This is a genomic window from Xanthomonas sp. NCPPB 2632 (genome assembly GCF_041228075.2).
Lineage (GTDB): Bacteria > Pseudomonadota > Gammaproteobacteria > Xanthomonadales > Rhodanobacteraceae > Luteibacter.
Map to the genome: position 1 here is coordinate 3,301,167 of NZ_CM192979.1, position 26,410 is coordinate 3,327,576.

Annotated in this window: 22 protein-coding genes; 6 read left to right on the forward strand and 16 right to left on the reverse strand. The window is 69.4% G+C overall.

All coding sequences use genetic code 11. From position 1 onward, the window contains the following. Window positions 1-7: 7 nt before the first annotated feature. Genes AB8808_RS14040 through AB8808_RS14055 form a run of 4 tightly spaced genes read left to right on the forward strand, consistent with a single transcriptional unit; the run spans window position 8 to window position 6,032 of the window. Entirely contained in the window at window positions 8-1,510 is a 1,503-nt protein-coding gene (locus AB8808_RS14040; protein WP_369930284.1) for an efflux transporter outer membrane subunit, read from the forward strand. Then, window positions 1,507-2,595, forward strand: a complete 1,089-nt coding sequence (locus AB8808_RS14045) for an efflux RND transporter periplasmic adaptor subunit (RefSeq protein WP_369930285.1) — start codon at window positions 1,507-1,509, stop codon at window positions 2,593-2,595. Before AB8808_RS14040 ends, AB8808_RS14045 begins: the two co-directional genes overlap by 4 nt. Window position 2,596: 1 nt before the next feature. Beyond that, window positions 2,597-5,644, forward strand: a complete 3,048-nt coding sequence (locus AB8808_RS14050; protein ID WP_369930286.1) for an efflux RND transporter permease subunit — start codon at window positions 2,597-2,599, stop codon at window positions 5,642-5,644. A gap of 31 nt (window positions 5,645-5,675) precedes the next feature. Beyond that, window positions 5,676-6,032 carry a hypothetical protein gene (locus tag AB8808_RS14055; protein WP_369930287.1) on the forward strand — a complete coding sequence of 119 codons (357 nt, stop codon included), beginning with the start codon at window positions 5,676-5,678 and terminating at the stop codon, window positions 6,030-6,032. Here AB8808_RS14055 and AB8808_RS14060 read toward each other — a convergent pair. Genes AB8808_RS14060 through AB8808_RS14070 form a run of 3 tightly spaced genes read right to left on the reverse strand, consistent with a single transcriptional unit; the run spans window position 6,007 to window position 9,898 of the window. Further along, on the reverse strand, window positions 6,007-7,176 hold the full coding sequence (locus tag AB8808_RS14060; protein ID WP_369930288.1) for a pectate lyase family protein: 1,170 nt from the start codon (window positions 7,174-7,176) through the stop codon (window positions 6,007-6,009). The genes AB8808_RS14055 and AB8808_RS14060 overlap by 26 nt on opposite strands. Then, on the reverse strand, window positions 7,173-8,861 hold the full coding sequence (locus tag AB8808_RS14065) for an ATP-binding cassette domain-containing protein (protein WP_369930289.1): 1,689 nt from the start codon (window positions 8,859-8,861) through the stop codon (window positions 7,173-7,175). The genes AB8808_RS14060 and AB8808_RS14065 overlap by 4 nt, the downstream gene beginning before the upstream one ends. Further along, entirely contained in the window at window positions 8,861-9,898 is a 1,038-nt protein-coding gene (locus tag AB8808_RS14070) for a serine kinase (protein WP_369930290.1), read from the reverse strand. Before AB8808_RS14070 ends, AB8808_RS14065 begins: the two co-directional genes overlap by 1 nt. A 167-nt stretch (window positions 9,899-10,065) precedes the next feature. Here AB8808_RS14070 and AB8808_RS14075 point away from each other — a divergent pair, with 167 nt between their 5' ends. Then, window positions 10,066-11,532 carry a B12-binding domain-containing radical SAM protein gene (locus tag AB8808_RS14075; protein WP_369930292.1) on the forward strand — a complete coding sequence of 489 codons (1,467 nt, stop codon included), beginning with the start codon at window positions 10,066-10,068 and terminating at the stop codon, window positions 11,530-11,532. Continuing rightward, window positions 11,529-12,749 carry a nucleotidyltransferase family protein gene (locus tag AB8808_RS14080; RefSeq protein WP_369930293.1) on the forward strand — a complete coding sequence of 407 codons (1,221 nt, stop codon included), beginning with the start codon at window positions 11,529-11,531 and terminating at the stop codon, window positions 12,747-12,749. Before AB8808_RS14075 ends, AB8808_RS14080 begins: the two co-directional genes overlap by 4 nt. Here the strand turns inward: AB8808_RS14080 and AB8808_RS14085 are convergent. The 13 genes from AB8808_RS14085 to AB8808_RS14145 are packed head-to-tail and all read right to left on the reverse strand — an operon-like array spanning window position 12,733 to window position 26,409. Next, a complete protein-coding gene (locus tag AB8808_RS14085) occupies window positions 12,733-13,848 on the reverse strand; it encodes a glycosyltransferase family 4 protein (RefSeq protein ID WP_369930294.1) in 1,116 nt (371 codons plus the stop codon). The genes AB8808_RS14080 and AB8808_RS14085 overlap by 17 nt on opposite strands. After that, window positions 13,845-14,939, reverse strand: coding sequence for a glycosyltransferase family 4 protein (locus AB8808_RS14090; RefSeq protein WP_369931263.1), 1,095 nt, complete (start codon window positions 14,937-14,939; stop codon window positions 13,845-13,847). The genes AB8808_RS14085 and AB8808_RS14090 overlap by 4 nt, the downstream gene beginning before the upstream one ends. 32 nt (window positions 14,940-14,971) lie before the next feature. Next, the gene (locus tag AB8808_RS14095; RefSeq protein WP_369930295.1) at window positions 14,972-16,501 is read right to left on the reverse strand and encodes a B12-binding domain-containing radical SAM protein; all 1,530 of its coding nucleotides are present in this window, start codon (window positions 16,499-16,501) and stop codon (window positions 14,972-14,974) included. Next, a complete protein-coding gene (locus tag AB8808_RS14100; protein WP_369930297.1) occupies window positions 16,498-17,196 on the reverse strand; it encodes a class I SAM-dependent methyltransferase in 699 nt (232 codons plus the stop codon). Before AB8808_RS14100 ends, AB8808_RS14095 begins: the two co-directional genes overlap by 4 nt. Further along, a complete protein-coding gene (locus AB8808_RS14105) occupies window positions 17,190-18,398 on the reverse strand; it encodes an amidohydrolase family protein (protein WP_369930298.1) in 1,209 nt (402 codons plus the stop codon). Before AB8808_RS14105 ends, AB8808_RS14100 begins: the two co-directional genes overlap by 7 nt. Window positions 18,399-18,402: 4 nt before the next feature. Beyond that, the gene (locus AB8808_RS14110) at window positions 18,403-19,224 is read right to left on the reverse strand and encodes a class I SAM-dependent methyltransferase (RefSeq protein WP_036140686.1); all 822 of its coding nucleotides are present in this window, start codon (window positions 19,222-19,224) and stop codon (window positions 18,403-18,405) included. Continuing rightward, window positions 19,221-20,084 carry a Wzz/FepE/Etk N-terminal domain-containing protein gene (locus tag AB8808_RS14115; RefSeq protein WP_369930300.1) on the reverse strand — a complete coding sequence of 288 codons (864 nt, stop codon included), beginning with the start codon at window positions 20,082-20,084 and terminating at the stop codon, window positions 19,221-19,223. Before AB8808_RS14115 ends, AB8808_RS14110 begins: the two co-directional genes overlap by 4 nt. Beyond that, window positions 20,071-21,228: a hypothetical protein gene (locus AB8808_RS14120; RefSeq protein WP_369930301.1), complete on the reverse strand. Its 1,158-nt coding sequence runs from the start codon at window positions 21,226-21,228 to the stop codon at window positions 20,071-20,073. The genes AB8808_RS14115 and AB8808_RS14120 overlap by 14 nt, the downstream gene beginning before the upstream one ends. Then, window positions 21,225-22,172, reverse strand: a complete 948-nt coding sequence (locus AB8808_RS14125; RefSeq protein ID WP_369930302.1) for a glycosyltransferase — start codon at window positions 22,170-22,172, stop codon at window positions 21,225-21,227. The genes AB8808_RS14120 and AB8808_RS14125 overlap by 4 nt, the downstream gene beginning before the upstream one ends. A gap of 2 nt (window positions 22,173-22,174) precedes the next feature. Then, complete coding sequence (locus AB8808_RS14130; protein ID WP_369930303.1) at window positions 22,175-23,425, reverse strand: O-antigen translocase; 1,251 nt, start codon at window positions 23,423-23,425, stop codon at window positions 22,175-22,177. Next, a complete protein-coding gene (locus AB8808_RS14135) occupies window positions 23,422-24,549 on the reverse strand; it encodes a DegT/DnrJ/EryC1/StrS family aminotransferase (RefSeq protein WP_369930304.1) in 1,128 nt (375 codons plus the stop codon). The genes AB8808_RS14130 and AB8808_RS14135 overlap by 4 nt, the downstream gene beginning before the upstream one ends. Further along, window positions 24,537-25,469 (reverse strand): GNAT family N-acetyltransferase, encoded by a 933-nt coding sequence (locus tag AB8808_RS14140; protein WP_369930305.1) that lies wholly within the window; start codon window positions 25,467-25,469, stop codon window positions 24,537-24,539. Before AB8808_RS14140 ends, AB8808_RS14135 begins: the two co-directional genes overlap by 13 nt. Beyond that, a complete protein-coding gene (locus tag AB8808_RS14145; RefSeq protein ID WP_369930306.1) occupies window positions 25,456-26,409 on the reverse strand; it encodes a glycoside hydrolase family protein in 954 nt (317 codons plus the stop codon). Before AB8808_RS14145 ends, AB8808_RS14140 begins: the two co-directional genes overlap by 14 nt. Window position 26,410: the final 1 nt, after the last annotated feature.

Genomic DNA, 26,410 nt, shown 5'->3' on the forward strand with positions numbered 1-26,410 from the left:
GCATGCAGTGCGTTGGTCATTCCGTCAGGATCGAATCCTCTGGCCCCATTCCGTAGCACTACTGCTGCTGGTGGTGGCGTGCCTGCCGTTTTCCGCGTGTTCGCTGGCGCCCGCGTACCAGCGACCGTCGGTCGCCATGCCGGCGACGCTCGGCGAGCGCGTGGTGCCGAAGGCGCCGACGACCACCGGTGCCACACCGTCCACGGCGGCGCTGTCGATGGAGGAAGCCCGTTTCCTCGGCGCCTTCGCGCCGGACGCCGAAGCGACCCGCATCGTCACCACGGCACTCGCCGCCAATCCGGACCTGCGTGCCGCCGCGTCGCAGGTGGCCGAGGCCCGCGCGGGCGTCGCGGGGCAGCGCGCCGCGCTGTTCCCGCAACTGGGCGCCACCCTGCAGCGCGACAAGACGCAGATGGACGATCCCACCGCCGCGGCGATGCTGAACCGCGATTTCAAGTCGGCCACGCTGGACGGCCGCTTCGAGCCCGACTTCTTCGGCCGCCTGCGCAGCCTGTCCGACGCGGCGTCGTACGACTACCTGGCCAGCGAGGCCGGGCAGAAGGAGGCACGCGGCGAACTGATCGCGTCCGTGCTCGCGGCCTATGTCGATGAACGCGCCGCCGTCGAGGTGGCCGGCAAGCTGGTCTACGCCGACCAGGCCGGTGAAGCGCTGACCGTTCAAGCGCGCAAGCAGTACGCCGTGGGCACGATCTCCGCCGACGACCTGCAGGAACGCATCGACCAGGCTTCGCGCGTGCATGCCGCGCGGCTGGATGCACAGCGCCGGCACGACGACGCGCTGCGCTACCTGCGATCGTTGACCGGCTACGCGCTGCCCGCGCCGGTGATGGACCTGGACCGTATCGGCCGCACGGATACCGCCGCCGACTCGCTGGCATCGCTGCCCTCCACCGTGCTGTTGCAGCGACCCGACGTGGTGCGCGCCGAGGAGCGCCTGCGCGCGGCCAACGCGAACATCGGTGCGGCGCGTGCGGCCTTCTTCCCGTCGATCCAGCTGTCGTCGTCGGTGGGCCATGTGTCGTCCAGCCTGGACCATCTCTTCGGTGCGGCCACGGGCGGCTGGACATTCCTGCCGCAGCTCACGCTGCCGTTGTTCGACGGCGGCGCAAGGCGCGCCGACCTGGACCTGGCCAAGGCACGCAAGGACACCGCGGTGGCCGACTACGAAGCCACGGTGCAGCGCGCCTTCCGCGATGTGGCCGATGCGCTCGGCGCCCGCGATGCGCTGGCGGCGCGCGTGCAAAGCCTCGATACCGCCTGCGCCGCGGATAGCGCACGCCTGGCCAAGGCCTATGCGCGGCACCGGCAGGGCCTGGAAGACCCCTCCCAGGTACTCGTCCACACCATCGACACGGCGCAGCTACAGATCGATTGCCTTTCCGCGCGACTCGACCAGGCGCTCAACCGCGTCGCCGTCTTCCGCGCCTTCTACGGCGTGAGGCTGCCCGATGCCCCCGGCGCGTCCACCTTTCACGGAGCTTCGTTGTGAACACACGTTTTTCCCTCCTGGCCGCCTGCCTGTTGCTGCCCTGCCTGCTGGCCTCGTGCAGCGAACCGCATCGCGAAACCGTCGTGCCGCGCACCGTGCTGCTGGCCGATGTCGCCCCCGCGCCGGGCGCGACCTATACGGTCACCGCCGAAGTGCGCCAGGCGCAGCGTGCCCGGCTCGGCTTCGACGTGGCCGGCCGCATCGCGAGCATCGCGGTCAAGCCCGGTGACGCTTTCATCCAGGGCCAGGTGCTGGCCCGGCTCGATCCCGATCCGATCCGCCTGCGCCTGGTCCAGGCCCGCGCGGAAGCCGCTTCCGCCCATGCCGAAGCGGCCGACCGCGCGGAGCAGCTGCGCCAGCAGGTGGCTTTGTTCGACGACGGCGCGGCCTCGAAGACCACGCTGTCCATGGCCAAGGCCGCCGATGACGCCGCGCGCGGCAAGGCCGCTGCCGCCGATGCCGCCGTGGCCCTGGCCGCGCGCGATCTCACCCATGGCGACATCGTCGCCCCGTTCGCCGGACACGTGGTGTCGCGTGCGGAGGAACCCAGCCACGATGTCGCTTCGGGCCAGGTGGTGCTGACCCTCGATGGCCAGGGCCAGTTCGAAGTGGTCGCCGCGTTGCCGGCGTCGCTGCGTGCGTCGCTGGCACCGGGTGCCGCGGCGACGCTCGTGGCCGCCGACACCACGCCGGTCACGGTGCACCTCGCGCAGCTGTCCGACCACGAAGACAAGGGTGCGACGGTGGAAGCGATCTTCCGCACCGACGGCGCGCCATCGGCCCTCACCGCCGGGCAGTTGCTGCCGCTGCGCCTGGGCGGCGCTGACGACGGTCGGCTGTCGATCCCCCTCACCGCGCTGGTGCCGGGCACCCGGGCCGGCGACGACGCCGTGTTCGTCTTCGACACCACCCACGGGCTCGTGCATCGCAGGAAGGTGGTCGTGGGCGGTCGCTCGGGCGATCGCGTGTTGATCGGCGGCGGCCTGGCCGCGGGGGAACAGGTGGTCGTCGCGGGCACCGCGTTCCTGGTCGACGGGCAGTCGGTGCACGCGTTCGAAGGCGCCAGCCAGCTGGAGACCCACTGACATGTTCCTGACCCGTTCGGCGCTCGGCGCCAGCCGCCTCACCCTGTTCATCGCCGCGCTGATCCTCGTCGCCGGCACCTGGACCTTCCTGCACTTTCCCTCGCAGGAAGAACCGTCCGTCACCGTGCGCGACGCCGTGGTGTCCATCAGCCTGCCCGGGCTGGATACCCGCCAGGCCGAAGATGTCCTGGCACGTCCCGCGGAAGAACGGCTACGCGAACTGGGCGGCCTGAAAACCATCGCCACCACCGTGCGGCCCGGTGCCGTGGTCATCCAGCTGACCGCGTACGACACGGTGACCGACCTGGATGCACTCTGGCAGAAGGTGCGGTCCAAGCTGGCCGAGGTAGCGCCCACGTATCCGCAGGGGACGATAGGACCCTTCCTTGATGACGATTTCGGCCGCGTGTCGGTCGCGTCCATCGCGGTGACCGCGCCGGGTTTCTCGCTCGCACAGATGCGCGAGCCGCTGAAGCAGTTCCGCGCGCAGCTGTATGCGCTCAAGGGCGTGGAGCGCGTGGCGTTCTACGGCATGCAGGATACCCAGCTGTATGTACAGTTCGACCGGAGCAAGCTGGCTGCCCTGGGCCTGACATCGATGGACGTCGGCCGCCAGCTGGCCGCCGTCGACGCCATCGCCTCCGCCGGGCAACCCTCGGTCTCGGGGCTGGGCCTGTCGGTCAGCGTCGACGGCGCGATGCACTCGGTGGACGACCTGCGACGCGTCACGCTCGCGGTGCCCCACGACGGCGGCGCTCGCGACGTGACGCTGGGCGACGTGGCCGTCATCCGCGCAATGCCCACCGATCCGCCGCAAAGCGCGGCCGTCTACCAGGGCCAGCCGGCCGTCGTGGTCTCCGTGTCCATGGCCAAGGGCCTGGAAATCGCCAGCTTCGGCCGTGACCTGAAGGCCACCCTGGCCACGGCGGGCCAGTCGCTCCCGGCCGGTTTCGCCGCGCACGTGGTGACATTCCAGCCCGATGTGGTCACGCGTGAGATGGGCAAGATGCACCACGTGATGGGCGAGACGGTGGTGATCGTCATGGCCGTGGTCATGCTGTTCCTGGGCTGGCGGATGGGCCTGGTGGTGGGCGCCATCGTGCCGCTGACCATCCTCAGTTCGCTGCTGGTCATGCGCGCGTTCGACATCGAGCTGCAGATGGTGTCGATGGCGGCGATCATCCTCGCGCTGGGCCTGCTGGTCGACAACGGCATCGTCATCGCCGAGGACATCGAGCGGCGACTCAAGGCGGGCGAGGAACGGCGCTCGGCCTGCATCGAGGCCGGACGCACCCTGGCCGTGCCGCTGCTGGTATCCACGCTGGTCATCGTGCTCGCGTTCTCGCCGTTCTTCCTCGGCCAGACCAGCACCAACGAATACCTGCGCTCCCTGGCCATCGTGCTGGCGGTGACGCTACTCGGCTCGTGGTTCCTCGGGCTGACCGTGACGCCGCTGCTGTGCTTCTACTTCGCCCGTGTGCATGCGGACGCCGCGGACGACATCGCGCACGAGTCGCGCTTCTATCGTGGCTACCGTCGCGTGATCGGCTGGGTGCTCGCACACAAGCTGCTCTACGTGGGCGCGATGCTGGCCCTGCTGGGCGGCGCAGGGTGGACGCTATCGCGCCTGCCCTACGACTTCCTGCCGCGTTCGGACCGCCTGCAGTTCCAGATCCCGTTGACCTTCCAGGCCGGCGTGGACGCGCGGCAGACCCTGGACGACGTCACCCGCATCAGCCGTTGGCTGGGCGACCGCAAGGCCAACCCCGAGGTGGAGGACAGCATCGGGTATGTCGCCGATGGCGGTCCGCGCATCGTGCTAGGCCTGAACCCGCCGTTGCCCGGTCCGAACATCGGCTATTTCACCGTCTCCGCGCGACCCGGCACGGATATCGACAGCGTCATCGCGCGTTCGCAGCATTACTTGGCCGATCGCTTTCCCAACCTGCACGCCGAACCGAAGCGTTTCTCGCTGGGTGCCACCGAAGCCGGCGTGGCCGTCTATCGCGTCACCGGAGCCGACGAAGCCACGCTGCGCCGGCTGGGCGACCAGGTGGCGGCCGTGCTGCGTGCCCTGCCCGGCACGGTCGACACGCTCGACAGTTGGGGACCGCGCATTCCTCGCTACCGGGTCGTGCCGGATCCGGCGAAGATGCACGCTGTCGGCATCACCCGCGAAGACGTGCTGCACGCCCTGCAGTTGCGCTACAGCGGCTACCAGGCCACCGCCATCGACGACGGCGGCACCAGCGTGCCGGTGGTCCTGCGCGGCAGCGCCACCGAACGCGCCTCGGATGCCGATCCCGGCGATACGGTGGTCTATCCGTCCGACGGCCAGGCGAACGGTGGGCCCGTACCACTGGCCGCCGTGGCATCCGTCGTGCTGGACTCCGAGCCGGGCGTCGTACAACGGCGCAACCTGAGCCGCGCCATCACGGTGACCGCACGCAATCCGTCGCTCACCGCGCAGGAGATCGCCGACCGCCTCGCGCCCGCCATCGCGCGCATCGCCCTTCCGCCGGGCTACACGATCGACCTGGGCGGAGAGATCGAGGACTCCGCGGAAGCCAACGCCGTGTTGACCCAGTACATGCCGCTGGCCCTGGGCGGGATGCTGCTGCTGTTCGTCTGGCAGTTCAACTCGTTCCGCAAGGTGTTCATCATCGTCGCCAGCATCCCCTTCATCCTGATCGGCGCGACGCTCGCGCTGGTGGTCAGCGGCTATCCGTTCGGCTTCATGGCCACGTTCGGACTGCTTGCCCTGGCCGGCATCATCGTCAACAACGCCGTGCTGCTGCTGGAGCGCATCGACGCGGAGATCGCGGAGGGCCTGCCCCACCACGACGCGGTGATCGAAGCCGCGGTGAAACGCCTGCGCCCCATCGTGATGACCAAGCTCACCTGCATCGTCGGACTCATACCGCTGATGTTGTTCGCCGGCCCGCTGTGGACCGGCATGGCCATCACGCTGATCGGCGGCCTGCTGCTGGGCACACTGGTCACGCTGGGCCTCATTCCGCTGCTCTACGACGCGCTGTTTCGCACCTGATTCTGTCATCCATCCCGCGGAGAATGTCACCATGCGCGAACACCACGACACGCCGGTACGTATTCTTTACCTGGACATGGCCCCCGGGGCGCAACCGCCCGGGTACGAGACCGTCTACGCCATCCTCGACCCGACCCCTTCACCACGCTGGCGAGCCGCGTTCCGGCGCTTCGCGCGCAACGGCCCGCCGTTGCTGCGCGGGGTGACGATCCAGACGTTCCAGCGCAAGGCGGCCATCCGCGTCGCGGCGCCCGAGCAGAACATCGCGGCCGCGCTGCAGGGGCTGAAGACGCTGGTCGCCGACGTCAGCGGACGCACGGGTCGCGTACGCGCCGTGCCGACGACGACGGAACAGGGCGACCTCAGTGCGGCCCGGCGCTCGCCCTGACGCGGTCGGGAACATCCGAGGTGGGATCGAGCGTGTAGGCATAGGCGACCGGCGGCCGCACGAACGGTGTGCCGGCGGCGGACTGGCCGGTCGTCGTCCGGTAGACGTTGTCACGCTCGTAGAACGCATGGGCGTCGCCGGGCCGGTCCAGGCCGATCTCGTTGCTCTGGTGGGTGCCCATGAAATAGTTGGCTTCCGAATACACCACCGCGCCGCTGCCGACCTGCAACGCCGTGTACTGTCCCGCACCGGCCCGCGTGGCCGGCCCCGCCGATGGCGGCGACGCATTGTCGAAGTAGTTGTCGTAGGCGTGGATCCAGCCACGCAACAACGGGCGGCCCTTGACCAGCGGACCGAACCAGTCGTGGTGCAGCGTGACGTGCAGTGCGTGCGACCCGTAGCTGTAGGAGTCCGACGGGTTGGCGCCGACGATCATGGCCAGCCGTTCGTTGGCCAGGTCGCTATAGAGGCCGACCCAGTTCCACAACGGGTCCGGGTCCATGGTCACCCAGGCCTGGGTGAAGTAGAAATGGTCATACGACAACGTGACGTCGTCGGAGCCCAGGGTCACGCTCAGCAGGTCGTCGCTGGTGTCGTAGAACGTGCAGTGGTCGATCCACGCATTCACCGTCCGTCGCAGCGACACGCCCTCGTAATTGATGCCGATGTTGTCCGGCGTGCCGAAGACCTGGGGCGGCAGGGCCTGCAAGTCCGCAATGCGGCCGTGGAAGGTGATGTTCCTCACCACGATGTTCTCGATGGCCTGGTCCACGGGCAGTCGTTCGCCGTCGAACTTCAGCTGGATGTTCTCCAGCACCGCCTTGCCGCCAGGCGCACCTTCGATCGTCGTGTCGTTCCACGCCGTGCTGCCGAAGAGGATCGTGACCGGCACCGGACCACCGTAGATCGCCCCATCCACCACGATATGGTGACGGGACGCCGCGACCGCCGCACGAAGCTGCGCCAGCGTCGTCACCGTGGTCGCGAGCTCGCCGGAGCCGGTCGCCGTGGAAAATCCACCCGTGGCAGACTGTTCGACGTGTTCCTTGTGCCCCGTGCGCCCGGTGTGTCCGGCATGCACGTGCAACGGCAGACCGATGGCCACGGCGAGGGCCCCCAGCGAAAGCGTTCGTTTGATCGTCATGCGTGGGCTTTTCCAAGGGGGGTCGGCAGGGCCGTCGCCGATCCGAGATGCAGCGTACGGTCCGCGATCGTCGCGACGTCCGCGCGATGCGAGACGACGATCAGGATGGTACGCGGAAGACGCTGTTTCAGGCGCTCCAGCACCGTTCGCTCGGACGCGGCATCCAGTGCGCTGGTCGCCTCGTCCAGTACGGCCAGCGCCGGTTGCCGCAGGATCACCTGGGCCAGCATCAGCCGTTGCAGTTCACCGCCGGACAGGCGGCTGGACGATCCGTGCAAGGCGGTGTCCAGGCCGTCGCTGGCACGCGCCAGCCGCACGTCCAACCCCACGTCGGCCAGGGCGTCGCGCAGGGCGTCCTCGTCCGCCGCCGGCGCCGCCCATAGCAGGCATTCACGCACCGAGGTCTGCCATGGGCGGACGTTCTGTCCTACGTACGCGCCGTGCCGCACGACATCGCGGTAGCGTCCGAACGCCAGCGAGCGACCGTCCACCGTCGCTTCGAAAACCTCGGGCTCGGCCATGCCGGCCAGCACGTCGACCAGGCTGCTCTTGCCGATCCCCGAATCGCCGAACACCAGGATCATCCGGCCGGGCACCAGGTCCAGGTCACGCACCTCCACGCCCTCGGCGGGCGGCACGACCCGCAGGCGAACGATCCGCAACGTGCCCGGCGGGCAGGTGGCGACCGGCGCCGCCGCGTTAGCGCCGAGCCGCGCGTAGCGTTCCCACAGTTCGAACGCGGGCACGGCGGACCGCAGCTGCTGGAAGCTTTGCCGACTGGACACCATGTACGGGAACAGGCGGCCCAGCAACAGGCAGACGGCGATCAGCGACGCCGGATCGATCCCCTGCCAGTGCCGCGCCAGCACGAGCACGGTGGCGATGCCGACGGCGCCGACGAGCTCAAGCAGCATCCGTCCGGAAGCGACCAGCTCGACCTGACGCGCGTAGCAATGGGCCAGGCGCGCGGAAATCGCGCCGTAGCTGGCCTTTTCCGAGGTCTCGCGCCCGAACGAGCGCACGTGGCGCAGTCGGCGCGGAAAATCCTCGCTGTGCCAGAACAGCGTCGTCATGTCCGTCACGTATTGCCGGCTGACCCGCGCCTGCTCGCGCCCGAACAGCCGCGACGCGGCCATGCCCACCGCCATCAGCAGCGGCATGGCCAGCAGCAGGCCCGGCGACAGCCAGAACGCGAACGCGAGGCTGACCGCCGCGGTGACGCCCGCTACCAGCAACTGCTGCAACGCCGTGAAACCCTGCACAACGATCTCGATGTTGTAGGTAAGCACGTTGGCGATCTCCGCCGACGTGGCATCGGCGAGCGACGCCAACGGTGCATCGACGAGGCTGGCATGGACGCGACGCCGCAGGTCAAGGCCGTAACGCCCCACCAGTCGTGCGCCGACGCGCGCGGACTGCCAGCGTAGCCACGCGAACGACATGGTGGTGGCAAGGAACGCGAGCACCAGCAGGTCGGGCCGTGGCCGCCAGGCGATGCCCCACTCGCCCAGGGGCTCCGCCTGCCCGGGCTGGATCAGCGGTACCAGCAGCAGGGCGGCAAGGCTGCCTAGCAGCGCCGAACCCAGCGACAGCGCGACGTAAACCGCCAGGGCGAGGCGATCGCCTCGCGAGAGGGAGGTGAGCAGCGAACGCAGCGGCCCGCGCGAACGGTCCGCGCGAGGCATCAGCAGGTCGCCATGTCGTGCGTGCGCAGGAAGGCGCGCAAGGCATGCACGGATTCACGGGGGTGGCGACCGCGACGCAACTCGTATCCACCCAGCGCGACCATGCCTTGCAGGAAGCGACGCCAGCCATGCTGCCCGGTGGCATAGGGCTGGTCGGCCTCCAGGCGCGCGGCCACCTCGTCATCGGGCAATGCGGTCAGCAAGTGTCCCGGATCGACCGCCTGGCGGTCGGAAACGAACACGGCGCCGAGCAGGGCCAGCGCGCTACCCGGCGGCCGCGAACGCCCGGCGCGCAGGTCGGCCTCGAATTTCTCCACGCCACTGCGCCGGCGGATCACGGGTGCCGTGGCGATCCACTCGCGGGTGGCCTCGTCGTCGACGAAGCGCAACGCATCCGCACGCACGTGCAGGAAGTTGGCCACGCCCGTGGCCAGCATGCCCGACGGCTGCACCAGCACCGCGTCCTCCGACACGAGATCCATGCCCTGTACAAGACACTGCAAGGCCAGCGTCGACTTGCCTGCCCCGCTGGCGCCCAGCAGCAACACGCCGTGTCCATGCTTGCCCACGCACGCGCCGTGCAGGGGCACCAGGTGCATGCCGCGCGCGGCCAGCAGGTAGACGGCGAACTCGATCAGCTCGTAGCGCACGTGGTAGGGGTGCGCCAGCATGTCCGCCGACACCACGACCAGTGCGTGGTGTCGCTCCGGCGAGACGACGACATAGTTGGACTCGTCCATCACGCCGCAGAGCAGGCCCACGCCGGCCTGCGCACGCACGGTCGGCGGTGTCCAGGCGCCTTCGCGCGACCGATGCGGCGCCAGCCGAAGTTCGACGCGGAACACCGGCGGCACGTCGTACCGCCGCTGTGCAGGCAATCCACCGTAGGCCGCCTCCACCAGGTCCAGCAACGCCTCGCTGGCGCTGTCGAACTGGAACCGTCCGCCGAGCAGCTCCTTGCATACGGTGAACGGCAGCACCGTGTGCTCCGAGAAAGGGTCGCTCACGCCGGGGTCGTGCTGGTAGGTCAAGGCCATCTCGCCGCTCGTTGACCGGGGCCGCGCCGTGACACGGACGACGCCACGGTCGGAATAGTGCACGTGAGTGCGCCGCGGGACGGCAAAGGTTGCCGGTGCAGAAAAATACAACCCATCCCCGCTGCGACGGCACTCACGAGGCAAACCGCGCACAGGCTCTAAAAGCGATGCTCACGATCCAGGTCGGCCATTCCTACTTCCTCCGCGACGACCGGAAGCAGTGGGAACGCGGCAAGCCCTATCCCCCGCTGGCCACGATCCAGATCGCGGCCCTGCTGCGCGATGGCGGCCACGCGGTGTCGCTGTTCGACGCCATGCTGGCCGAGGGTGTCGGTGACTATGCACCGGCATTGAAGGATGCCGCGCCCGACCTGGTCGTCTTCTACGAGGACAATTTCAACTTCCTCACCAAGATGTGCCTCGGCCGCATGCGCGACGCGGCTTGCCGGATGATCGGCGAGGCACGCGCGGCCGGTGCACGCGTGATCGTCGCCGGGTCGGACGCCTCCGATCATCCCGACGCATTCCTGGACGCCGGCGCCGATGTCGTGCTCGTGGGCGAGGGCATCGCCGCCCTCGTCGCCCTGAGCGAACGCCTGGCGGCGCAGCCGGACATCGACGCCACGAACTGGACCGACGGCGTGCCCGGCATCGCCACGCGGGTGACGGGACAGACGCAGGTTCACCGTACCGGCATCCTTCCACCGGATGGACGCCTGGTCGGGCAGCCCGCGTGGGACCTGATCGACATGCCGCGCTACCGCACGTTCTGGCGCGAGCGGCACGGTTACTTCAGCCTCAACATGGCCGCATCGCGCGGTTGCCCGTTCCGCTGCAACTGGTGCGCGAAACCGATCTGGGGCAACCACTACAAGCAGCGCCCCGCCGAGGACGTCGCCGCGGAGATGGCGTACCTGAAGACCACCTACGCGCCGGACCACATCTGGATGGCCGACGATATCTTCGGATTCCACGTGGACTGGGTCACGGCGTTCGCCGAGCACCTCGACGCGAACGACGGCTCCATCCCCTTCATGATCCAGACGCGCGCCGACCTGGCCAGCGAGCGCATGGTCACCGCGCTGGCGCGGGCCGGCTGCGCCGAGGCGTGGATCGGCGCGGAGAGCGGCAGCCAGCGCGTGCTGGACCGCATGACCAAGGGCACGCACGTTCCCGACCTGATCGCCGCGCGCGAACGACTGGGCGCGCAGGGCATCCGCGTCGGCTTCTTCATCCAGCTGGGTTACCTGGGCGAGGCGCTGGACGACCTGCTCGCCACCCGTGACCTGGTGGTGCGCGCCGCACCCGACGATGTCGGGGTGAGCGTGTCCTATCCCCTGCCCGGCACGCCGTTCTACGAGGAAGTGAAGGCCCAGCTGGGCCAGCAGACACACTGGGAGGAAAGCGGCGACCTGTCGATGATGTTCCGCGGCGCCTACGATTCCGCGTTCTACCGGCGCGTGCGCGACCTGCTGCATGAAGAAGTCACGCTGCGGACCGCACCGGCGGCGCAACGCGATGCCCTGGACGCCCGCTGGGATGCCCTGGTCGCCAGCGAGCACCTGCACCGCAACGAAAACCCCACGCCGGTGCCGCGCGAGGCAAGGCGACGTATCGCCTTGACCCAGCTTTGAGCCCGGGCCTGCCGCCCCTGTCGTCCATCCGCAGGGGACTGCGGCATGCGACCGAAGCATTGGCCGTCCAGCTGGCCACGCCGGCACCGGAAAGTGCCACGCCCGACTGGACCGACCTGCAATGGCGGCTGGCCCTGGCCGCGGCCGCCGCGCACGGCGTGTCGCCCCTGCTGGCTGCGCGCACGGGCTGGCGGCACCCGGACTGGAACCCGTTCCTCGCCGAACAGCGCGACCATGTGGAAGCGCGCCACCGGCGTATCGCGACGCTGCTGGAACGCATCGATGCGGGCGCGCGCGCGGCGTCGGTCTCCCTGGTGGCGCTGAAGGGCTCGGCCCTGCATGCCCTGGGTGTCTACACGCCCGGCGAGCGACCGATGGCGGACATCGACCTGCTGGTCGCCGAGGCCGACCTCGACGCCGCGTCCGGGCTGTTGAAGGACCTGGGCTATGTGGAATCCTTCGCGCACTGGCGGCATCGTGCGTTCAAGCCGGCCGTGGGCGCACCGACGGTCGGCCTGGGCGAGCATCGCGATACACCGGTCAACATCGAGCTGCACACGCGCATCCAGGAACGCTTGCCCATTGCCACGGTGGACATCACTGCCCGCGTGCCGCTGCACGCACCGGGCATCCAGCCCTACCCGTCGCACGGCGCCCTGATGTGTCACCTGTTGCTGCACGCCGCCGGTAACATCTGCGGCCGCAGTATCCGGCTGCTGCACCTGCACGACATCGCCCTGCTTGCCGCACGCATGGATACGGCGGACTGGGACGTGCTGTGGACCGACGGCTCGGCATGGTGGGCGTTCCCGCCGCTGGCGCTGGTCTCGCGGTATTACCCCGGGGCGATCCCGCCCGCGGTGGTCGCACGGCTGGATGGCGAGTGCCACGGCTGGCTGCGGCGCACCTCGCGCCGCCGCACGCTCACGCAGCTGTCGTGCTCGGCGCTCTGGGCACAGGCCATGCCCGGGATCGAATGGGCGCGCACGATGCGGGACATCGGGCGCGCCGTGCGCAACCGCTTCCGCCTCACCGAGGAAAACGTGCAGGAGCGCGCCGACCTGGCGCGTACGCAGCTGTGGCTGCAAGGCCAGGCCTGGGTGAAGCGCAGCCACGGTCGTCGGATACTCACCCGGCTGACCCGGCCGGTGCCGCGCATGGACACGCTTTACGTCGTACGCGCCGCACTCGGCTACGGCGTCAGTCGTCCGGGCTGACCACGCCGCGGCGGGCGCGCACCTCACGATAGAGCGTCTCGAACGCGCGCGCCGTCATGTCGGCGTCCTCGGCCACGGCGCGCTGCTGCGCTTCCCTGGCAAGCCGCAGCCGCAGGTCTTCATCGTCGAGCACGCGCTGGATGCAGACGGCCAGCGCCTCGGCATCGTCCACCCTCACGGCCAGCGCGGCAGCCGGCGCCCACTCCACGAGATGACCGACGGCGGTGCCCACGGTGGGCACGCCGGCCACGGCGGCTTCCAGCACCACCAGCGGGCCGGCCTCGTGCAGCGACGACACCAGCAAAAGGTCGGCGGCCACCAGCAGCGGCTGCAACTGCCGCTGCGTGCGGAAGCCCAGGAAACGCACGCGGTCATCCAGGCCCAGCCGTTGCGCCAGCGCCTGGATCTGGCCGTCCAGCGTATCGACACCGACGATATCCAGCACGAAGGGTGAGGCCACTCGCGCCAGGGCATGCAGCAGCGTGGCCTGGTCCTTGACCCGGTTGAGGCTGGCCACGTGGATCAGCCGTGCCGTGCCCTGCGCACGGCGACGCGGTGCCCGCACCGGCCATGCATCCAGGTCCACGCCCAGCGGCAGGCGCCGCGCCGCCACGCGCAGGGCGCGCAACGCGTCGATGATCGGCGCACTGGCCGCGGTCACCGCGTCGGCGAAACGCAACACGAAGGCTTCGCGCAGGCGACCCTTCCAGTCACGGCGGCCGCCGTAGCCGATGTGATGCAGCGCCACCAGTTCCCCGCCGGCCACGTGGACCGCGCTGGGGCGAGCGATCAGCCTCGCCGCAACCACGGCGATCAGTCCGCAATCGCCGGAAAAGATCGACTGGACCAGGTCGAACGGTGCGATGCGGTGTTCGGCGCGGATCGCCGCAACGGCGCGCAGTCGCGATCGCCGCCGGCCGATGTTGTGGATATGCGCGCCGACCAGCCGCCACGTGGCCGGCAGCGGCTCCTGGTACAGCACGAACACGTGCACCTCGTGTCGCCGGGCCAGCCGCTCGATCAGCGCCAGGAACACGGGAATCACCCGGTATTCGCCGGAGCGATCGACGCCCCCGGGAAGCACAAGGGCAAGCTTCATGCCCTGCCCTCGTGTCGGGAGCCCACGAGCGCCGCATACGCCGTGGCCCAGTGCCGGCCCACGGCCGCGAACGACAACGCCTTGTCGAAATGCGCGCGCACGCTGGCCGCGGAGGGTCGCCCGGCCGACGCACGCACCAGTGCCGCGGCCAGGAAACCGGCATCGCCGACCGGCCAGAGCTCGCCGATGCGCCCGAGCGTCAGGGCACGAAACGCGGGAATATCCGTCACCACCGGGGTGACACCGCACGCGAGCGCCTCCAGCAGCGCAAAACCGCAGCTTTCGGCGCGGCTGCCCGAGACGAACAGATCGGCGGCCTGGAGCGCGGTCTGCACATCGGCGTGGACCAGCTGGCCGAGCAGGTGCACGCGTCGGGCGAGACGCCCATCCTCGGCCACGCGCCGTTGCACCTGCGCCAGCATCGGCGCGCTGCCGGACGCGATCCAAAGGTGCGCGTCCGGCAGGTGCTGCGCGGCCCGCGCGAAGCCTTCCAGCACGGTGAGCGGATCCTTGCCTTCGGCGAGATGGCCGATCGAGAGGATGCAAGGGCTGCCATGCAGGCCGCTTTTCGCACGTGCCGTCGCCATGTCACCCGGAACGAATCGGCTGCTGGATTCCGGGATGGCGAACACGCGCGTACCAGGCCCGAACAGGCCGGCCGAGGTGAAAGGGATGGCCAGCGCCGCCGAGGTGAAGGCCACCCCCGACGCCGCGGAATACCAGCGACGGTACGGCAGGCGCAGCCAGCGGGTCGGCGGCGGGTCGGCGTGGTCCTGGATGAGGATGGGCAGGTCGGGCAGCCGTCGGTGCAGCTCGAAGGCATCGTGCGCGAAGCCCAGGCCATGCAGGTGGAGCACGTCGGGCGACAGCCCGTACAGCACGTCGACGAAGCGCAGCGCGCGCGTCGCCGCCGACGTCGTGCCGCGCAGGTCGACGAAGTGGTAATCGATGCCCTGCCGGGTGAGATGCAGGTCGCATGCTGCGGCCTGGATGACCGAGACCCGTGTGCCGGCGGTGGCCGTCGCCTCGGGGATGTCCGCCATCGACGGCCAGCGGACGAACAGCTCCTCGGGGCTGCACGCCGCCGGCATCGGCTGCACGTTGATCTGCGCGACGTGCACGCCTACAGGCCGGAAACCTGTGGCAGGCGCAGGCGCACCAGGCGGTTGGCAAGGTTGAGTTCCCACGGCCGGTCGTAACGACCCTGCCGGTAGCGGCGTGCGGCCAGCGCGCTCAGCCCGCGCTTGGCCCACGGCGGCGAACGCAGATCCTGCACGGTGGGAAAGCGGCAACGCAGCACCGTGACGAAATCCTGGATATGCCGGCGCAGGTCGTCGGTGAGCCAGGGTGCATCGGCATGGCAGGCGTAATCCACCCAGCGCTTCTGCATCCACTCTTCCGGTGAGGTCGGGAAGACCACGGGATCGCCGTTGAGGTCGCGCAGCGCCATGCCCGGTCGCTTGCCGCGATCCTTCTCGTGCTTGCTCGACTCCGGCAGCGGCGTGTAGATGTAGACGATGATCTCGGACGCGGGGTTGATCTTCTTCAGCTCACGGATGAACTCGAAGGTCTGCCGGGTCTCTTCCTCGGTGTTCTCCGGGGGCGCGACCATGAACGACAGTTCCGGGATCACGCCGTGCCGGCGGCACAGCTCCGCCACTTCCAGCGTCTGGTCCGGGCGCGTGCCCTTGCGGATCTCCTTCAGCATCTGGCCGTTGGGCGACTCCGCACCGATATACGCCATCTGCAGGCGGCTCTTGCGCACCAGTTTCCACGTGCTCTCGGACAGTTTCAGCAAGGCATCCGAGCGGGCATAGCACCACCACGGCATCTCCAGCTTCGCCATCACTTCCAGCAGCGGGATCATGTCTTCCTCGCGATCGAAGAAGTTGTGATCGAAGAACTGGACGGAGTCGGCACCCAGTTCGTGCTTGAGGTAACCCAGGTCGCGTTCCAGCCGCGCCGCGGTCGGCAGTGCCGTGGTACCGCCGAACATCGCGGCCACGCCGCAGAACGTGCAGCGGAAGCGACAGCCGATCGCCGCCTGGTGCGCGACGGTGCGCCGGCCCAGGAACGTGCGCGCGAGGTAGCGACGCGGATCGCCCAGCTTGTCGTAGGGCAGCACGATGCCGCTGTCGCCGAGCGAAAAACGCCGGTTGGGGTTGTGCACCACCACGCCGTCCCGCTTCCACGACAGGCCGCCGATGGTCGCCATGTCACGCCCCGGCGTGGTCAGTGCGGCCATCAGTTCGGGCAGGCTTTCCTCGCCCTGCCCGCGGATCGCGTAATCGACGTAGGGAGCCGCCAGCGCGGTATCGGTATACAGCGTGGGGAAGTAACCACCCCACACGATCGGCAACTGCGGGAAACGCTCGCGGATCGCCTTCGACACCGCGATGGACGGCTCGATCTGCGGACCGCCCATGACGCTGATGCCCACGGCGTCGAAGCGTTCGTGCGCCAGGGCATCCAGCGTGGCGCCGACCACGTCGCGGTCCACGTTGCCATCGACGATCCGGCTGTCGCCGTGTCGGTCCAGCGCGGCGGCCAGGTGCAGCAGCGACAACGGAAACCGCGCGCTCGAGGGCGAGGTGATGGTCGGGTTGACCAGCAAGGTCCGCGCGCCGGCAGGCGTGGTCTCGAAAGCGTTCATGGAAGGCGCCTCAACTGGAACACCAGGGCGACGGGCACGTGCAGCGCCGCCGGATCGAATCGTGCGCCGGGGGGGATATCGGCGGGATCGAGCATCGGCTCGACGACCCGCTCGATCGCCAGGCCCAGCGTGGCGCACGCCGCGTGCCAGTGGCTGTACAGGTGACGCGCGTGGCGAACGGCATAACGCTCGCCGCCCGCGCGGAAGTCGCGCTGCCAGCCGAGCGCCGCGCCGATCGGGTGGAAGTCGCTGCACACCACGCGCCCCCCCGGTCGTGTCACGCGATGCAGTTCGGCCAGCGCCGGGTGCAGGTCGGGCAGATGGCCGACGACCAGCCCGCACACGGTCAGGTCGGCCGTCTCCGCGGGCGCCGGCAGCGCGGTGAGGCTGCCTTCGTGCAACGCGACCCGCCCGGCATCCACATGCCCGGCCAGCGCACCGCGTGCGCGCTCCAGCATCGGCGGCGACAGGTCGATGCCGCGTACATGGGCAGCCCCGCGCGCCAGCGCATGCAGCACGTAACGACCGCTGCCGCAGCCTGCGTCGAGCACCCGCATGCCATCCAGCCGCGCGGGCAGCAGCGCGAGCAGCGCGCGTTCCTCGGCCAGCATCACCGGGTTGTGCGCGTGCGGCGGATAGCTGTCGGCCCAGAGGGCATAGGCTTCCGCGGGATCGAGCACGGGCACGCTCAGCATGCACTTCGCCGTGAGCGCGCTTCGGCCAGCGTCAGCCCCGGCTCCAGGGCCAGTACGGCGGGATCGGCCAGCGTGCGGTCGAGCAGTTTCGGCCGGCCGTCCAGGGTGACCGCCACCGTTTCCACGCCGGCGGCGGCGAACCAGCCGGCGAAATCGGGATCGGCGATGCGCGGCAGGCCGCCACGCACCACGGCGCGCAGTTCCGCCCGCGAGGCGTTCAGCAGGCTGCGTGCGGCCGGACCGCCACGATCCTCCACGATCACCATGTCGGCGTGCGCGCCATCGACCAGTTCGCCACGCCCAGGCGTGCGCAGGATACGGGCGGCATCGGTGGTCACCAGGGCCAGCAGCGAGGATGGGACCAGGCCATCGCGTGACGCGGCCACCCGAAGTTCCTCCAGCAGGTCGCGGCTGCCGCTGACGCGTGAATCGGTGCCCAGCGCCAGGCGGCCGGCCTCGTGCAGACGGCGCGGGTCGAGCGTGCGCCCGAGCAACGCCTGGTTGCTCGACGGGCACCAGACCACGGCCGCGCCTGCGGCGATCACGCGATCCACGTCGTCCGTGCCGAGGCCGACGCCGTGGATCAGCACCGTGTGCGGCGCCAGGCAACCCAGGGCGTCCAGTCGTGCCAGTTCCGCACCGGCCACGTCGTCCGTGCCTTCGGCCAGGTGGATCATCCAGGGGCGATCCGTGGCGCAGGCCGCGAAGCTCTCGCTCACCGGCGGTCCGTAGCCGGGGCCGGCCAGCGCATAGCTCCAGCCGAACCCGCGCAGCACGCCGACGGGAAAATCCGGCGCGTCGAACACGGCATCCGCCGGATCGTGATGGGCGACGAAGGTGGTGCCGGCCAGCAGGTTCTTGAGCGCCCCGTGACGCAGGCGTACCGCCTTGGGTACGGCGAGCGCGGCGGCCACCGCGGGATCGGCGAAGTGCGCCTGGAACGCCTCGATCCACGCGTAGCTGTTCGGAAACGGCGCGGCGTGGCGCAGTGGCGGCACACCGTTGATGTGCAGGTGATCGTGCGCGTTGATCAGACCCGGGAAGACGAGGTGATCGCGCAGGTCCACCCGGTACGAGGTGGCGCCCGCGGCGACGACGACGCGCCCGGCGCGCATGCCCAGCGGCAGGCGCGATACGCCCTCCGGCGACACCGCCACCGATCCGCACAGGTCCACGTCCGAGCGCCGTCGCATCACCGTCATGGCCTTATCGCCGGTGCATGACGATCAGGAAGTGATCGCCCATGTCGCGCAGCAGCGGCACCTCGCCGAGGCGATCGTCCCAGCGGCCCAGCCGTTCGTAGCGCGCGGGACGACGCCGGTAGCGGTCCACGAGATACGGCGGCGGCATGAACAGGCTGAGTGCGCGATAGCTGCCCAGGGTGAACGACGGCGCGAACGCGCGGTAGAACTCCCGCGGCAGGTAGTAGTACGTCCAGATCGTGTGGTTGTTCATGCCCACCGCGGTGGCGCCACGCGCCGCACGTACCGCGGCCCGGCGGAACCGGCCCCGGCGGGCGTAGTGCGCCACTTCCCAGGGGCAGATCCGGCCCATCACCGAGAACACCAGCGTGCCGCCCGGCGCCAGCAGCCGCGCGCATTCGGCGGCCACCGCGGGCAGGTCGGGCGCGCAGTTCAGCGGGCCGAAGTTGGAATAGATGGCATCGAAGGTGCCCTCCAGCCGGTCCAGTTGCTGGATGCCCAGGTGCGTGGCCGTCACCCTCGAGGTGAGCGCCGCGGCTTCGGCGCGTTCGCGCGTACGGGCGATCATCTGCGGCGACCAGTCCGTGGCCACCACGCGGAACCCGCGTCGTGCGAACTCGATGGCGTCCAGGCCCGTGCCGCAGCCCAGGTCGAGCAGGCGCGCACCCGCGGCCACCTGCGCGTGCACCGTGTTCCACAGCGTGACGCGCATGCGCTGGATCAGCTCGTTGTTGCCGCGCGGGCCATCGTAATCCGCCGCCACGCTGTCGAAGGCCTGCTGCGTTTCCAGAAGCTGTGTGTCATCCAGTGTGTGCCGACCGCTCATCTGTCTCTCCTGCCCGGACCCGTGAGTGCCGCATCGGCCGCATTCGGTTCAACGCGGCGTACCCGACCGGCGGCATCGCGGGCCACGGCCACCCCGCAGCCCAGCAGCAGGCCGATCACCAGGCCGATCGCCCAGATCATCAGCGGATGCGGCGAGACCTTGTCCGCCGGCACGTAGACCGGCCATGGCATGGAGGTGTCGAAGGTGTAGTTGGGAATCAGCCGCGCCACCATGTCGCTCTCGGCCTGCTGCAACGCACGGATGTCGTCGTTCTTCCTGGACAGCGCGACGGCCGCCACACCACCGCTGGCGCCCCCGGCCGCCGACTCGCGGGTCAGGTGGTCGCGATCCTCCAGCGCGGTGCGCAGGTCCTTGCGGATGTCGTCCAGGTGCTGGTGCGCCAGCCGCAGTGGCAGCTCGCCGATCTGCCGGTGGATCGCCGCCAGCGCGTTTGCCGTGGCATAGGCCAGGTCGCCGGCCTGGCGCGCGGAATAGCCACGCACCTTCATGCGGATCAGGTTGGCGTAGGGCTCGGGATCGAACTTGAGGCTGGCGCGATACAGCGACGCCTCGGGCGAGGTCACGGCCAGGCCCGCACCGGTGGTCACCGCATCCTGGAACGCACGGGTCTGCAGGCGTTCGATGGTCCGCAGCAGGGTCTCGATCTTGGGATCCTGGCCGGAGGGCGTGGGTGCGATCTGGCCGATCTGGATCCAGCCCGACGCCTCCCACTGGCTGCGTGCCACGCGGGTGTACGCGAAGGTCAGGCCCAGCACGAGCACCAGCGTGCCGAGCACCCAGCGCCAGCGACGGCACAGCAGGCGCCACAGGTCGATCAGGTAGATGTCATCCGGTTCCATGGGAACTCACTTCGAGGGGTGTGGGAAAAGCGCGCGCACGGCGATCGGGCAGCCAGGCGGCGAACAGCTGCATCGCCAGGCACAGGACGATGAAACCGACATGGGTAAAGGTGTAGGCCTGCGGCGCGAACGGGCTCATCACGGCCACGTACGCCACGCGCAGGAAGATGAGCAGCGGAAACAGCGAGGCCCCGCGCAGCAGCCAGGCGCTCCAGCGCAGCATCGCGTAGAGCCCGACCATGGCCGCCACGGCGCCGAGCGGCCCCATCGCCATGGCGAAGGGAAAGAACTCCGTGCCGATGTTGATGTTGGACGCATCCAGCGGAATGTCCGTGCCGGCGGTGGCCACCGAGCCGTTGAACGGCACCAGCTGGTTGACCAGGAAATCGGCGTTGACGTAGTGCCGGGCCAGGATGCCGCCGAAGTTGTAGGGCCCGGCGCTGGTGTACAACAGCAGCCACTTGATCGCCTGCGGCATGGCCAGGTACAGCGAGCCGAACGGCAGCGTGACATGCTCGATCGAGCCCGAGCGCAAGGTGCCCAGCACGGAAAACGCCACGCCGCCGGCCAGTGCCAGCAGGCCGATGATCTTCCAGGGCAGCGGTCGGGCCTCGTCACGCCGGAAGACGATCACCAGGCACATCGCGATCAGGCCGGCGAACAGCCGGTTGCGGTCGATCACCAGGATGGGAAAGACCACCCCGACGAGGATCAGCGCGTTGCGCAGCCAGCGGCGCCGTACGCAGAGCAGGCCGATCGACGGCAGGGTCCAGCACATGTCCGAGATGTGCCGCACGTGCTCGCGGCCGTTCTCCATCGTGGCGTACGAGGCCGGGTTGTCGATCAGCGGGATGGAAAACGCGGTGAGGTCGACCAGGCACGCGATCACGACCACCGCGGCGAAAGCCAGCGCCACGAACGCGTCGCGCGTGCCCGCGTAGCGATGCCGTCGGAACGACGCCATCGCCGGCAGCCGCGTCGTCGAGAAGGCATCCACGAAGAGGATCGCCGCCGCCGTCGTCATCAGCAGCAGGATGCCGGCCAGGTAACCGTCCGGCAGGTCGTAGGTCAGCAGCGTCAGGCCGCAGGCCAGCAGGATCGGCAGGCCCAGGTAGGCCGAGGGCCAGCGCAGCAGACGCATCACGTGGCCTGCTCCGGACGATGCGGCGCGGCGAAACGCAGGCGGGACGCGACGACCAGGCCGGCATACACCGCGAGGTGCAACGCCACTCGCGTGTAGCGCTTGTGCAGGAAGGCGACTTTCGCGCCGAGGTACTGCGATTCCGCGCGAAGCAGGCTGCGATACGGTTCGTCGAACAGTTCGGCGCGGCGGATCGCCACCTGCCGTGCCTCGGACAGGTTGATGATCCGCGTGGCCACGTGAGTGGTCTTGCTCAGGTTGGTCTCGTGCAGGCGGTAGGCGCATACGCCCACGTCGATGAAGCCCAGCGCGTCGTGCGCGGCAAGGCGCAGGAACAGGTCCCAGTCGTCGATCCGCAGGCCTTCGGTCCAGCGCGACACCGTTTCCAGGGCGTTCTTGCGGATCAGCGTCACCGGGCCGCCCACGGCCCAGCGGGTGATCACCGCACGGCGAATACCGTCGTCGGTGCGGTACAGGCGCTTGTCCGCCTGGTGCAGGTCGCACATGCCGCTGTCGTGCAGCTTGCGCCCCTCCCCGTCCACCACGATGGAATCGCCGATCACCGCGCCCTTGCGCGGATGCGCCAGCAGGTAGCGCACCTGGGCGTCCAGGCCACCCGGCAGCAGGTAGTCGTCGCTGGAGCCCAGGCGCAGCATCTCGCCCCGCGCCCGCGCCACCAGCTCGTTGAGCGTGGCGGTGATGCCCTTGTTCGCCCGCCGCACGAATTCGATCGGCAGCTCGCCTTCGTGCAGGGCCACCCAGGCGGCGATGCGATCGGCGGTGCCGTCGGTCGAGCCGTCGTCGATAACGACGATTTCCTTGGCCGGGTACGGGTCCTCCAGGACGCTGTCGAGGAAGCGCTCGACGAAGCGTTCGTGGTTGAACGCCGGGATCAGCACGGAGACCAGTGGCATCGCCGCCACGTTCCTTACCGGTTGCGCCGCCATGGTCACAGACCTCCCAGGTAGCGGCGCACCACCACGATATTGAACACGAGGTAGGCGCCGTAGTTGATCGCGAACGCGTACATGGCGCCGACGACGCCGAACCGCGCGGTGAGGATGAAGACCAGCGCCAGGTAGCTGGCGGCGAACACGCATTCGGAGACGACGAACAGCCGCGTCATCGCCTTGGCCAGCATCACGTACGACAGGATGAACGAGGCGATCTTGACCACGTCGCCCACCAGCTGCGGGCCATACAGCGGATTGGCCGGGGCGAAGGCGTCGGTGAACAGCAGTTGCGTGATCCACCCGCGCAGCACGTAGATCGCCAGGGCGAGCATCGCCACCACCGGCACGACGATGCGGAAACCCTGGCGCAGCTCGCGCATCAGCGCGCCGCGCTCGCGCGTCGACGCCAGCTTGGGCAGGTAGTAGATATTGATCGCCGCGGTGAGGAACAGCAGGTAGGCGTCCGACACGCGGGTCACCGCCTGCCAGTAGCCCACCTGCTCCCAGCCGAACTCGCCGGCCAGGCGGTTGCGCACCACCAGGGTGACCAGCGGCGGCAGCAGCGCCGAGCTGAGCGTCATCACGGAGAACCGCGCCAGCCGCACCACCATCTCGCCATCGAAGCGCCAGCGCAGCATGCCGCGGTGGAAATACGGACTGGTCCACCATGTGGGCACCGCCACCACGAGCCAGAGCACCTGGCCCAGCACCAGCGCGAGCAGCGCACCGTACAGGTGCCACTCGCGCGCGAGCCAGAGCGCCAGCGCGATTCCCAGCACCGAGCCGGTGACCTGGATCAGGGCCAGGCGGCGCACGTCCATGAAACCGTTGACTACCGCCAGGATGTAATTGAGCAGCGCGATGCCTACCTGCGCCAGCGCAAGGATGCGGATCAGGCCGGCGTACCCCGCATCGTCCAGCAGCCAGGACGCCAACCCACGGGCGAAGATCAGCGCGACCACGCCCATGAACAGGGTCGCGCACAGTGAATACCACAGCGCCGCGGCGAGGAAACGCGCCACCCGCTCGGGATCGTCGCGGAACTCGGCCACGTACTTGACGATGGCCGAACCGATGCCGCCCCCGGCCAGCACGGCCAGCACGGACATCAGGCCCATGAACTGGCCCAGCTTGCCGACGCCCTCGGGACCGGCGTACGCCGCCACCACCTTGATGACGACCAGCGCCGCGATCAGCCGTGCGCCCGTGCCCAGCGCCGAATAGAAACCCGTGCGGACGAGGCTCATGCGGATCCGTCGAACGACGCACAGGCGGCGATCACGCGGTCGATGTCCGTATCGCCCAGGGTGGGGCCCATCGGCAGGCTCAGCACCTCGTCCTGCAGGCGTTCGGTCACCTGTAGCGACAACACGCGAAGCGAGGCGTACGCCGGCTGCCGATGCGGCGCCGTAGGGTAATGCACCTGGGTCTGGATGCCCCGTGCGCGCAGGTGGCGCTGCAACGAGGCGCGCAGGCGGCAGCGCACGACGAAAAGATGCCAGACATGGCGGCCTTCCTCGGGCGTGGACGGCACCAGGATCTGCGGATGGCGCAGCCCCGCGCGATAGCGTGCCGCCACGCGGCGGCGCACGGCGGTATCGCTGTCGAGGTAACGCAGCTTCACGCGGAGCAGCGCCGCCTGCATCTCGTCGAGTCGCGAGTTCACGCCCTGCTGGGGATGCACGTATTTCTCGACCGAACCGTAGTTGCGCTGGGCCGCCACGCACGCCGCCAGCTGGGCGTCGCCGGTCACCACCGCACCCGCATCACCGAGTGCGCCGAGGTTCTTGGTCGGGAAGAAACTGAAGGCCGCCGCGTCGCCGAAAGCACCGGCGCGACGACCCTGCGCGTCCACCGCGCCGTGCGCCTGGGCGGCGTCCTCGATCAGCAACAACCCGTGCCGGCGCGCCAGCTCGCCCAGGGCGTCCATGTCGGCCAGCTGGCCGTAGAGGTGCACCGCCATGATCGCGCGGGTGCGCCGCCCGATGGCCGCCGCCACGCGCTGCGGATCGAGGTTGAAGGTGAGCGGATCCGGCTCCACCGGCACGGGCACGAGGCCGTTCTGGCTGATGGCGAGGAAGCTGGCGATGAAGGTATTGGCCGGCACGATCACCTCGTCGCCGTCGTGCAGGATGCCCAGCTGCTTGTACGCACGCAGGATCAGCGACAGCGCATCCAGGCCGTTGCCGACGCCGACCGCGCAGGCCACGCCGCAGTAGTCGGCGAACTCGCGCTCGAAGGCGGCCAGCTCGTCACCGAGGATGTACCAGCCCGAATCGATGACGCGCGCCGCGGCGGCCTTCAGTTCGTCGGCGAACCGGGCATTGATCTGCCCAAGCGGCAGGAAAGGAACGTCGCTCACGGTGTCCACTCGTAGAAATCGTGCACGACGGCGCGCGCCCCGAAGGATTCCTTCTGCGCGACCAGCCCGGTATTGAGTACCTGGCCGCCCTGCTCCGTTGATATGCCGAAACTGAAGTGCTGGCGGTCCGCATAGGTGTCGCGGATCAGGTGCTCCAGCGTCAGGCTGAGGGCGCCCAGCGCCCGGCCCTGCTCCGAAGCCGCCATGTATTGGGTGTGCACCACGCGGCCGAAGTCGTAGACCAGTACGCCGGCCAGCAGCTCGCCGTCACGGCGTGCCTCGTGCAGCGCGATGGCCTCGGGAAACCGCGAGCACAGCCGCTGCAACTCGTCCACGCGGTGTGTCGGCGAGGCATCGTGCCTGTGCAGCGCGTCCGTCAGCAGGGCGTGGAAACCGGCCAGGTCGTCACCTGCAGCCACGTCGATGCCGGCCTTGCGCGCCTTGCCGATGTCATGCCGGCGACCTTGCGAGAACGCGAACGGTTCGCGCAGCGCGATCGCCGACGACAGGTCGCGCCGTACCAGCCGCGCACCGAGCCGGTGCAGCGCGTAGAGGTCTTCGTCCGCATGCCCTGACTGGAAGACGCGTGGCACCGCCTTGTAGAGAATTCGCGATACACCGCGCCCACGGTAGTGCGTGCCGATCGCGGTGAACGCATCGAGCATGGCTTCGGCGCGCAGCGCCGCCGTGGAAATCAGGCCCGCATAGGTCAGCCCGCCATGGCTGACGATGCCGTCGTCGTGCGCACTGGCCGGAAACACCCCGACCATCTCGCCCGCCTTTTCCACCACCAGCGACGCGTCGATAAAGCGGTCCGCGTGGTAATCCATGTAGCCGCGCCGGTGCAGCAGGTTGCCGTTGCGCGAGCGCGCGACCAGAGCATCCCAGTGCGCGGCATCCTCGGCGACGTAAGGCCTAACCGCAAGCACGGTCCGCCTCCTCGTGCCATGCATCGTGGGCATGCGCCACGCCGAAACCGTCCACGCCCATGTCGTTGCCGTTGTAGAACATCCACAGCGTGTCGCGCTGGCGGATCAGGGCGGGATAGCAGACCACGCGCGAATCCCAGCCGGTATCGGCCAGCGCCAGGCCCAGCGTCTCGTCGCGTCGTGTCCAGGCCAGGCCGTCGTCGCTATAGGCCACGCCGGGGAAGTACTCGCCGGTGACGTTGCCACGCGTGAAATACATCACGTAGCGGTCGTAGAGCCGATAGACGCGGGGCCGACCGATGCGGTATTCGGTGCCCTGGGGCAACAGGCAGACATGGTCCTCGCGCGGCAGCCGCGTGAGGTCGTCCGTCTCGGCATAGCGGATGTGGTAACGCGGAAAGTCGCAACCGTCGATGGACTCCCAGTCGTCGCCCACCGCGTACCACAGGCGCCAGCGTCCCTCTTCGTACAGCGCGGTATGCACGGCGCCGATGGTGCTGCGCCCGTGGGCCCGATCCAGGATCGGGGTTTCCTGCGTGCGGAAGAAACGCTGGCCGCCGTCGATCGAACGCGCCAGCCCGGTGAAGGCCAGGAACTTCGCCTTCGCTACGCGCTGAAAGCCGACGTAGAACATGTAAAGGCCACCGGGCCCGTCCACCACGTCGCCCAGGATCACGCCGTTGTCGTCGAAGCAACCGTCCCGGCCGATATCCAGCACCGGCGCGGCGCTGACGCCCAGGATCACCGAGGGATCGTCCGCCCGTACATCCACGTAGCCGATCCGGCTGACGCCTTCCTCGTCGCGAAACCCCGCGTAGACGCGGATGCGCTCGTCGTCCAGGCGATACGGCGTGGGGGTGAGCGCGGAGTGGCGCATCCAGCCGCCCACGCCCTGCCGCGCCGTGTCGAACACCAGTCCCTTCCGCGTCCACACGAACATC

What these genes read in the sequence shown, in the direction of transcription:
- AB8808_RS14050 (WP_369930286.1), top strand. Translation starts at nt 2,597, where the DNA reads ATGTTCCTGACCCGTTCGGCGCTCGGCGCCAGCCGCCTCACCCTGTTC.
- AB8808_RS14055 (WP_369930287.1), top strand. Translation starts at nt 5,676, where the DNA reads ATGCGCGAACACCACGACACGCCGGTACGTATTCTTTACCTGGACATG.
- AB8808_RS14060 (WP_369930288.1), bottom strand. Translation starts at nt 7,176, where the DNA reads ATGACGATCAAACGAACGCTTTCGCTGGGGGCCCTCGCCGTGGCCATC.
- AB8808_RS14065 (WP_369930289.1), bottom strand. Translation starts at nt 8,861, where the DNA reads ATGCCTCGCGCGGACCGTTCGCGCGGGCCGCTGCGTTCGCTGCTCACC.
- AB8808_RS14070 (WP_369930290.1), bottom strand. Translation starts at nt 9,898, where the DNA reads ATGGCCTTGACCTACCAGCACGACCCCGGCGTGAGCGACCCTTTCTCG.
- AB8808_RS14075 (WP_369930292.1), top strand. Translation starts at nt 10,066, where the DNA reads ATGCTCACGATCCAGGTCGGCCATTCCTACTTCCTCCGCGACGACCGG.
- AB8808_RS14085 (WP_369930294.1), bottom strand. Translation starts at nt 13,848, where the DNA reads ATGAAGCTTGCCCTTGTGCTTCCCGGGGGCGTCGATCGCTCCGGCGAA.
- AB8808_RS14090 (WP_369931263.1), bottom strand. Translation starts at nt 14,939, where the DNA reads ATGCCGGCGGCGTGCAGCCCCGAGGAGCTGTTCGTCCGCTGGCCGTCG.
- AB8808_RS14095 (WP_369930295.1), bottom strand. Translation starts at nt 16,501, where the DNA reads ATGAACGCTTTCGAGACCACGCCTGCCGGCGCGCGGACCTTGCTGGTC.
- AB8808_RS14100 (WP_369930297.1), bottom strand. Translation starts at nt 17,196, where the DNA reads ATGCTGAGCGTGCCCGTGCTCGATCCCGCGGAAGCCTATGCCCTCTGG.
- AB8808_RS14105 (WP_369930298.1), bottom strand. Translation starts at nt 18,398, where the DNA reads ATGACGGTGATGCGACGGCGCTCGGACGTGGACCTGTGCGGATCGGTG.
- AB8808_RS14110 (WP_036140686.1), bottom strand. Translation starts at nt 19,224, where the DNA reads ATGAGCGGTCGGCACACACTGGATGACACACAGCTTCTGGAAACGCAG.
- AB8808_RS14115 (WP_369930300.1), bottom strand. Translation starts at nt 20,084, where the DNA reads ATGGAACCGGATGACATCTACCTGATCGACCTGTGGCGCCTGCTGTGC.
- AB8808_RS14125 (WP_369930302.1), bottom strand. Translation starts at nt 22,172, where the DNA reads ATGGCGGCGCAACCGGTAAGGAACGTGGCGGCGATGCCACTGGTCTCC.
- AB8808_RS14130 (WP_369930303.1), bottom strand. Translation starts at nt 23,425, where the DNA reads ATGAGCCTCGTCCGCACGGGTTTCTATTCGGCGCTGGGCACGGGCGCA.
- AB8808_RS14145 (WP_369930306.1), bottom strand. Translation starts at nt 26,409, where the DNA reads ATGTTCGTGTGGACGCGGAAGGGACTGGTGTTCGACACGGCGCGGCAG.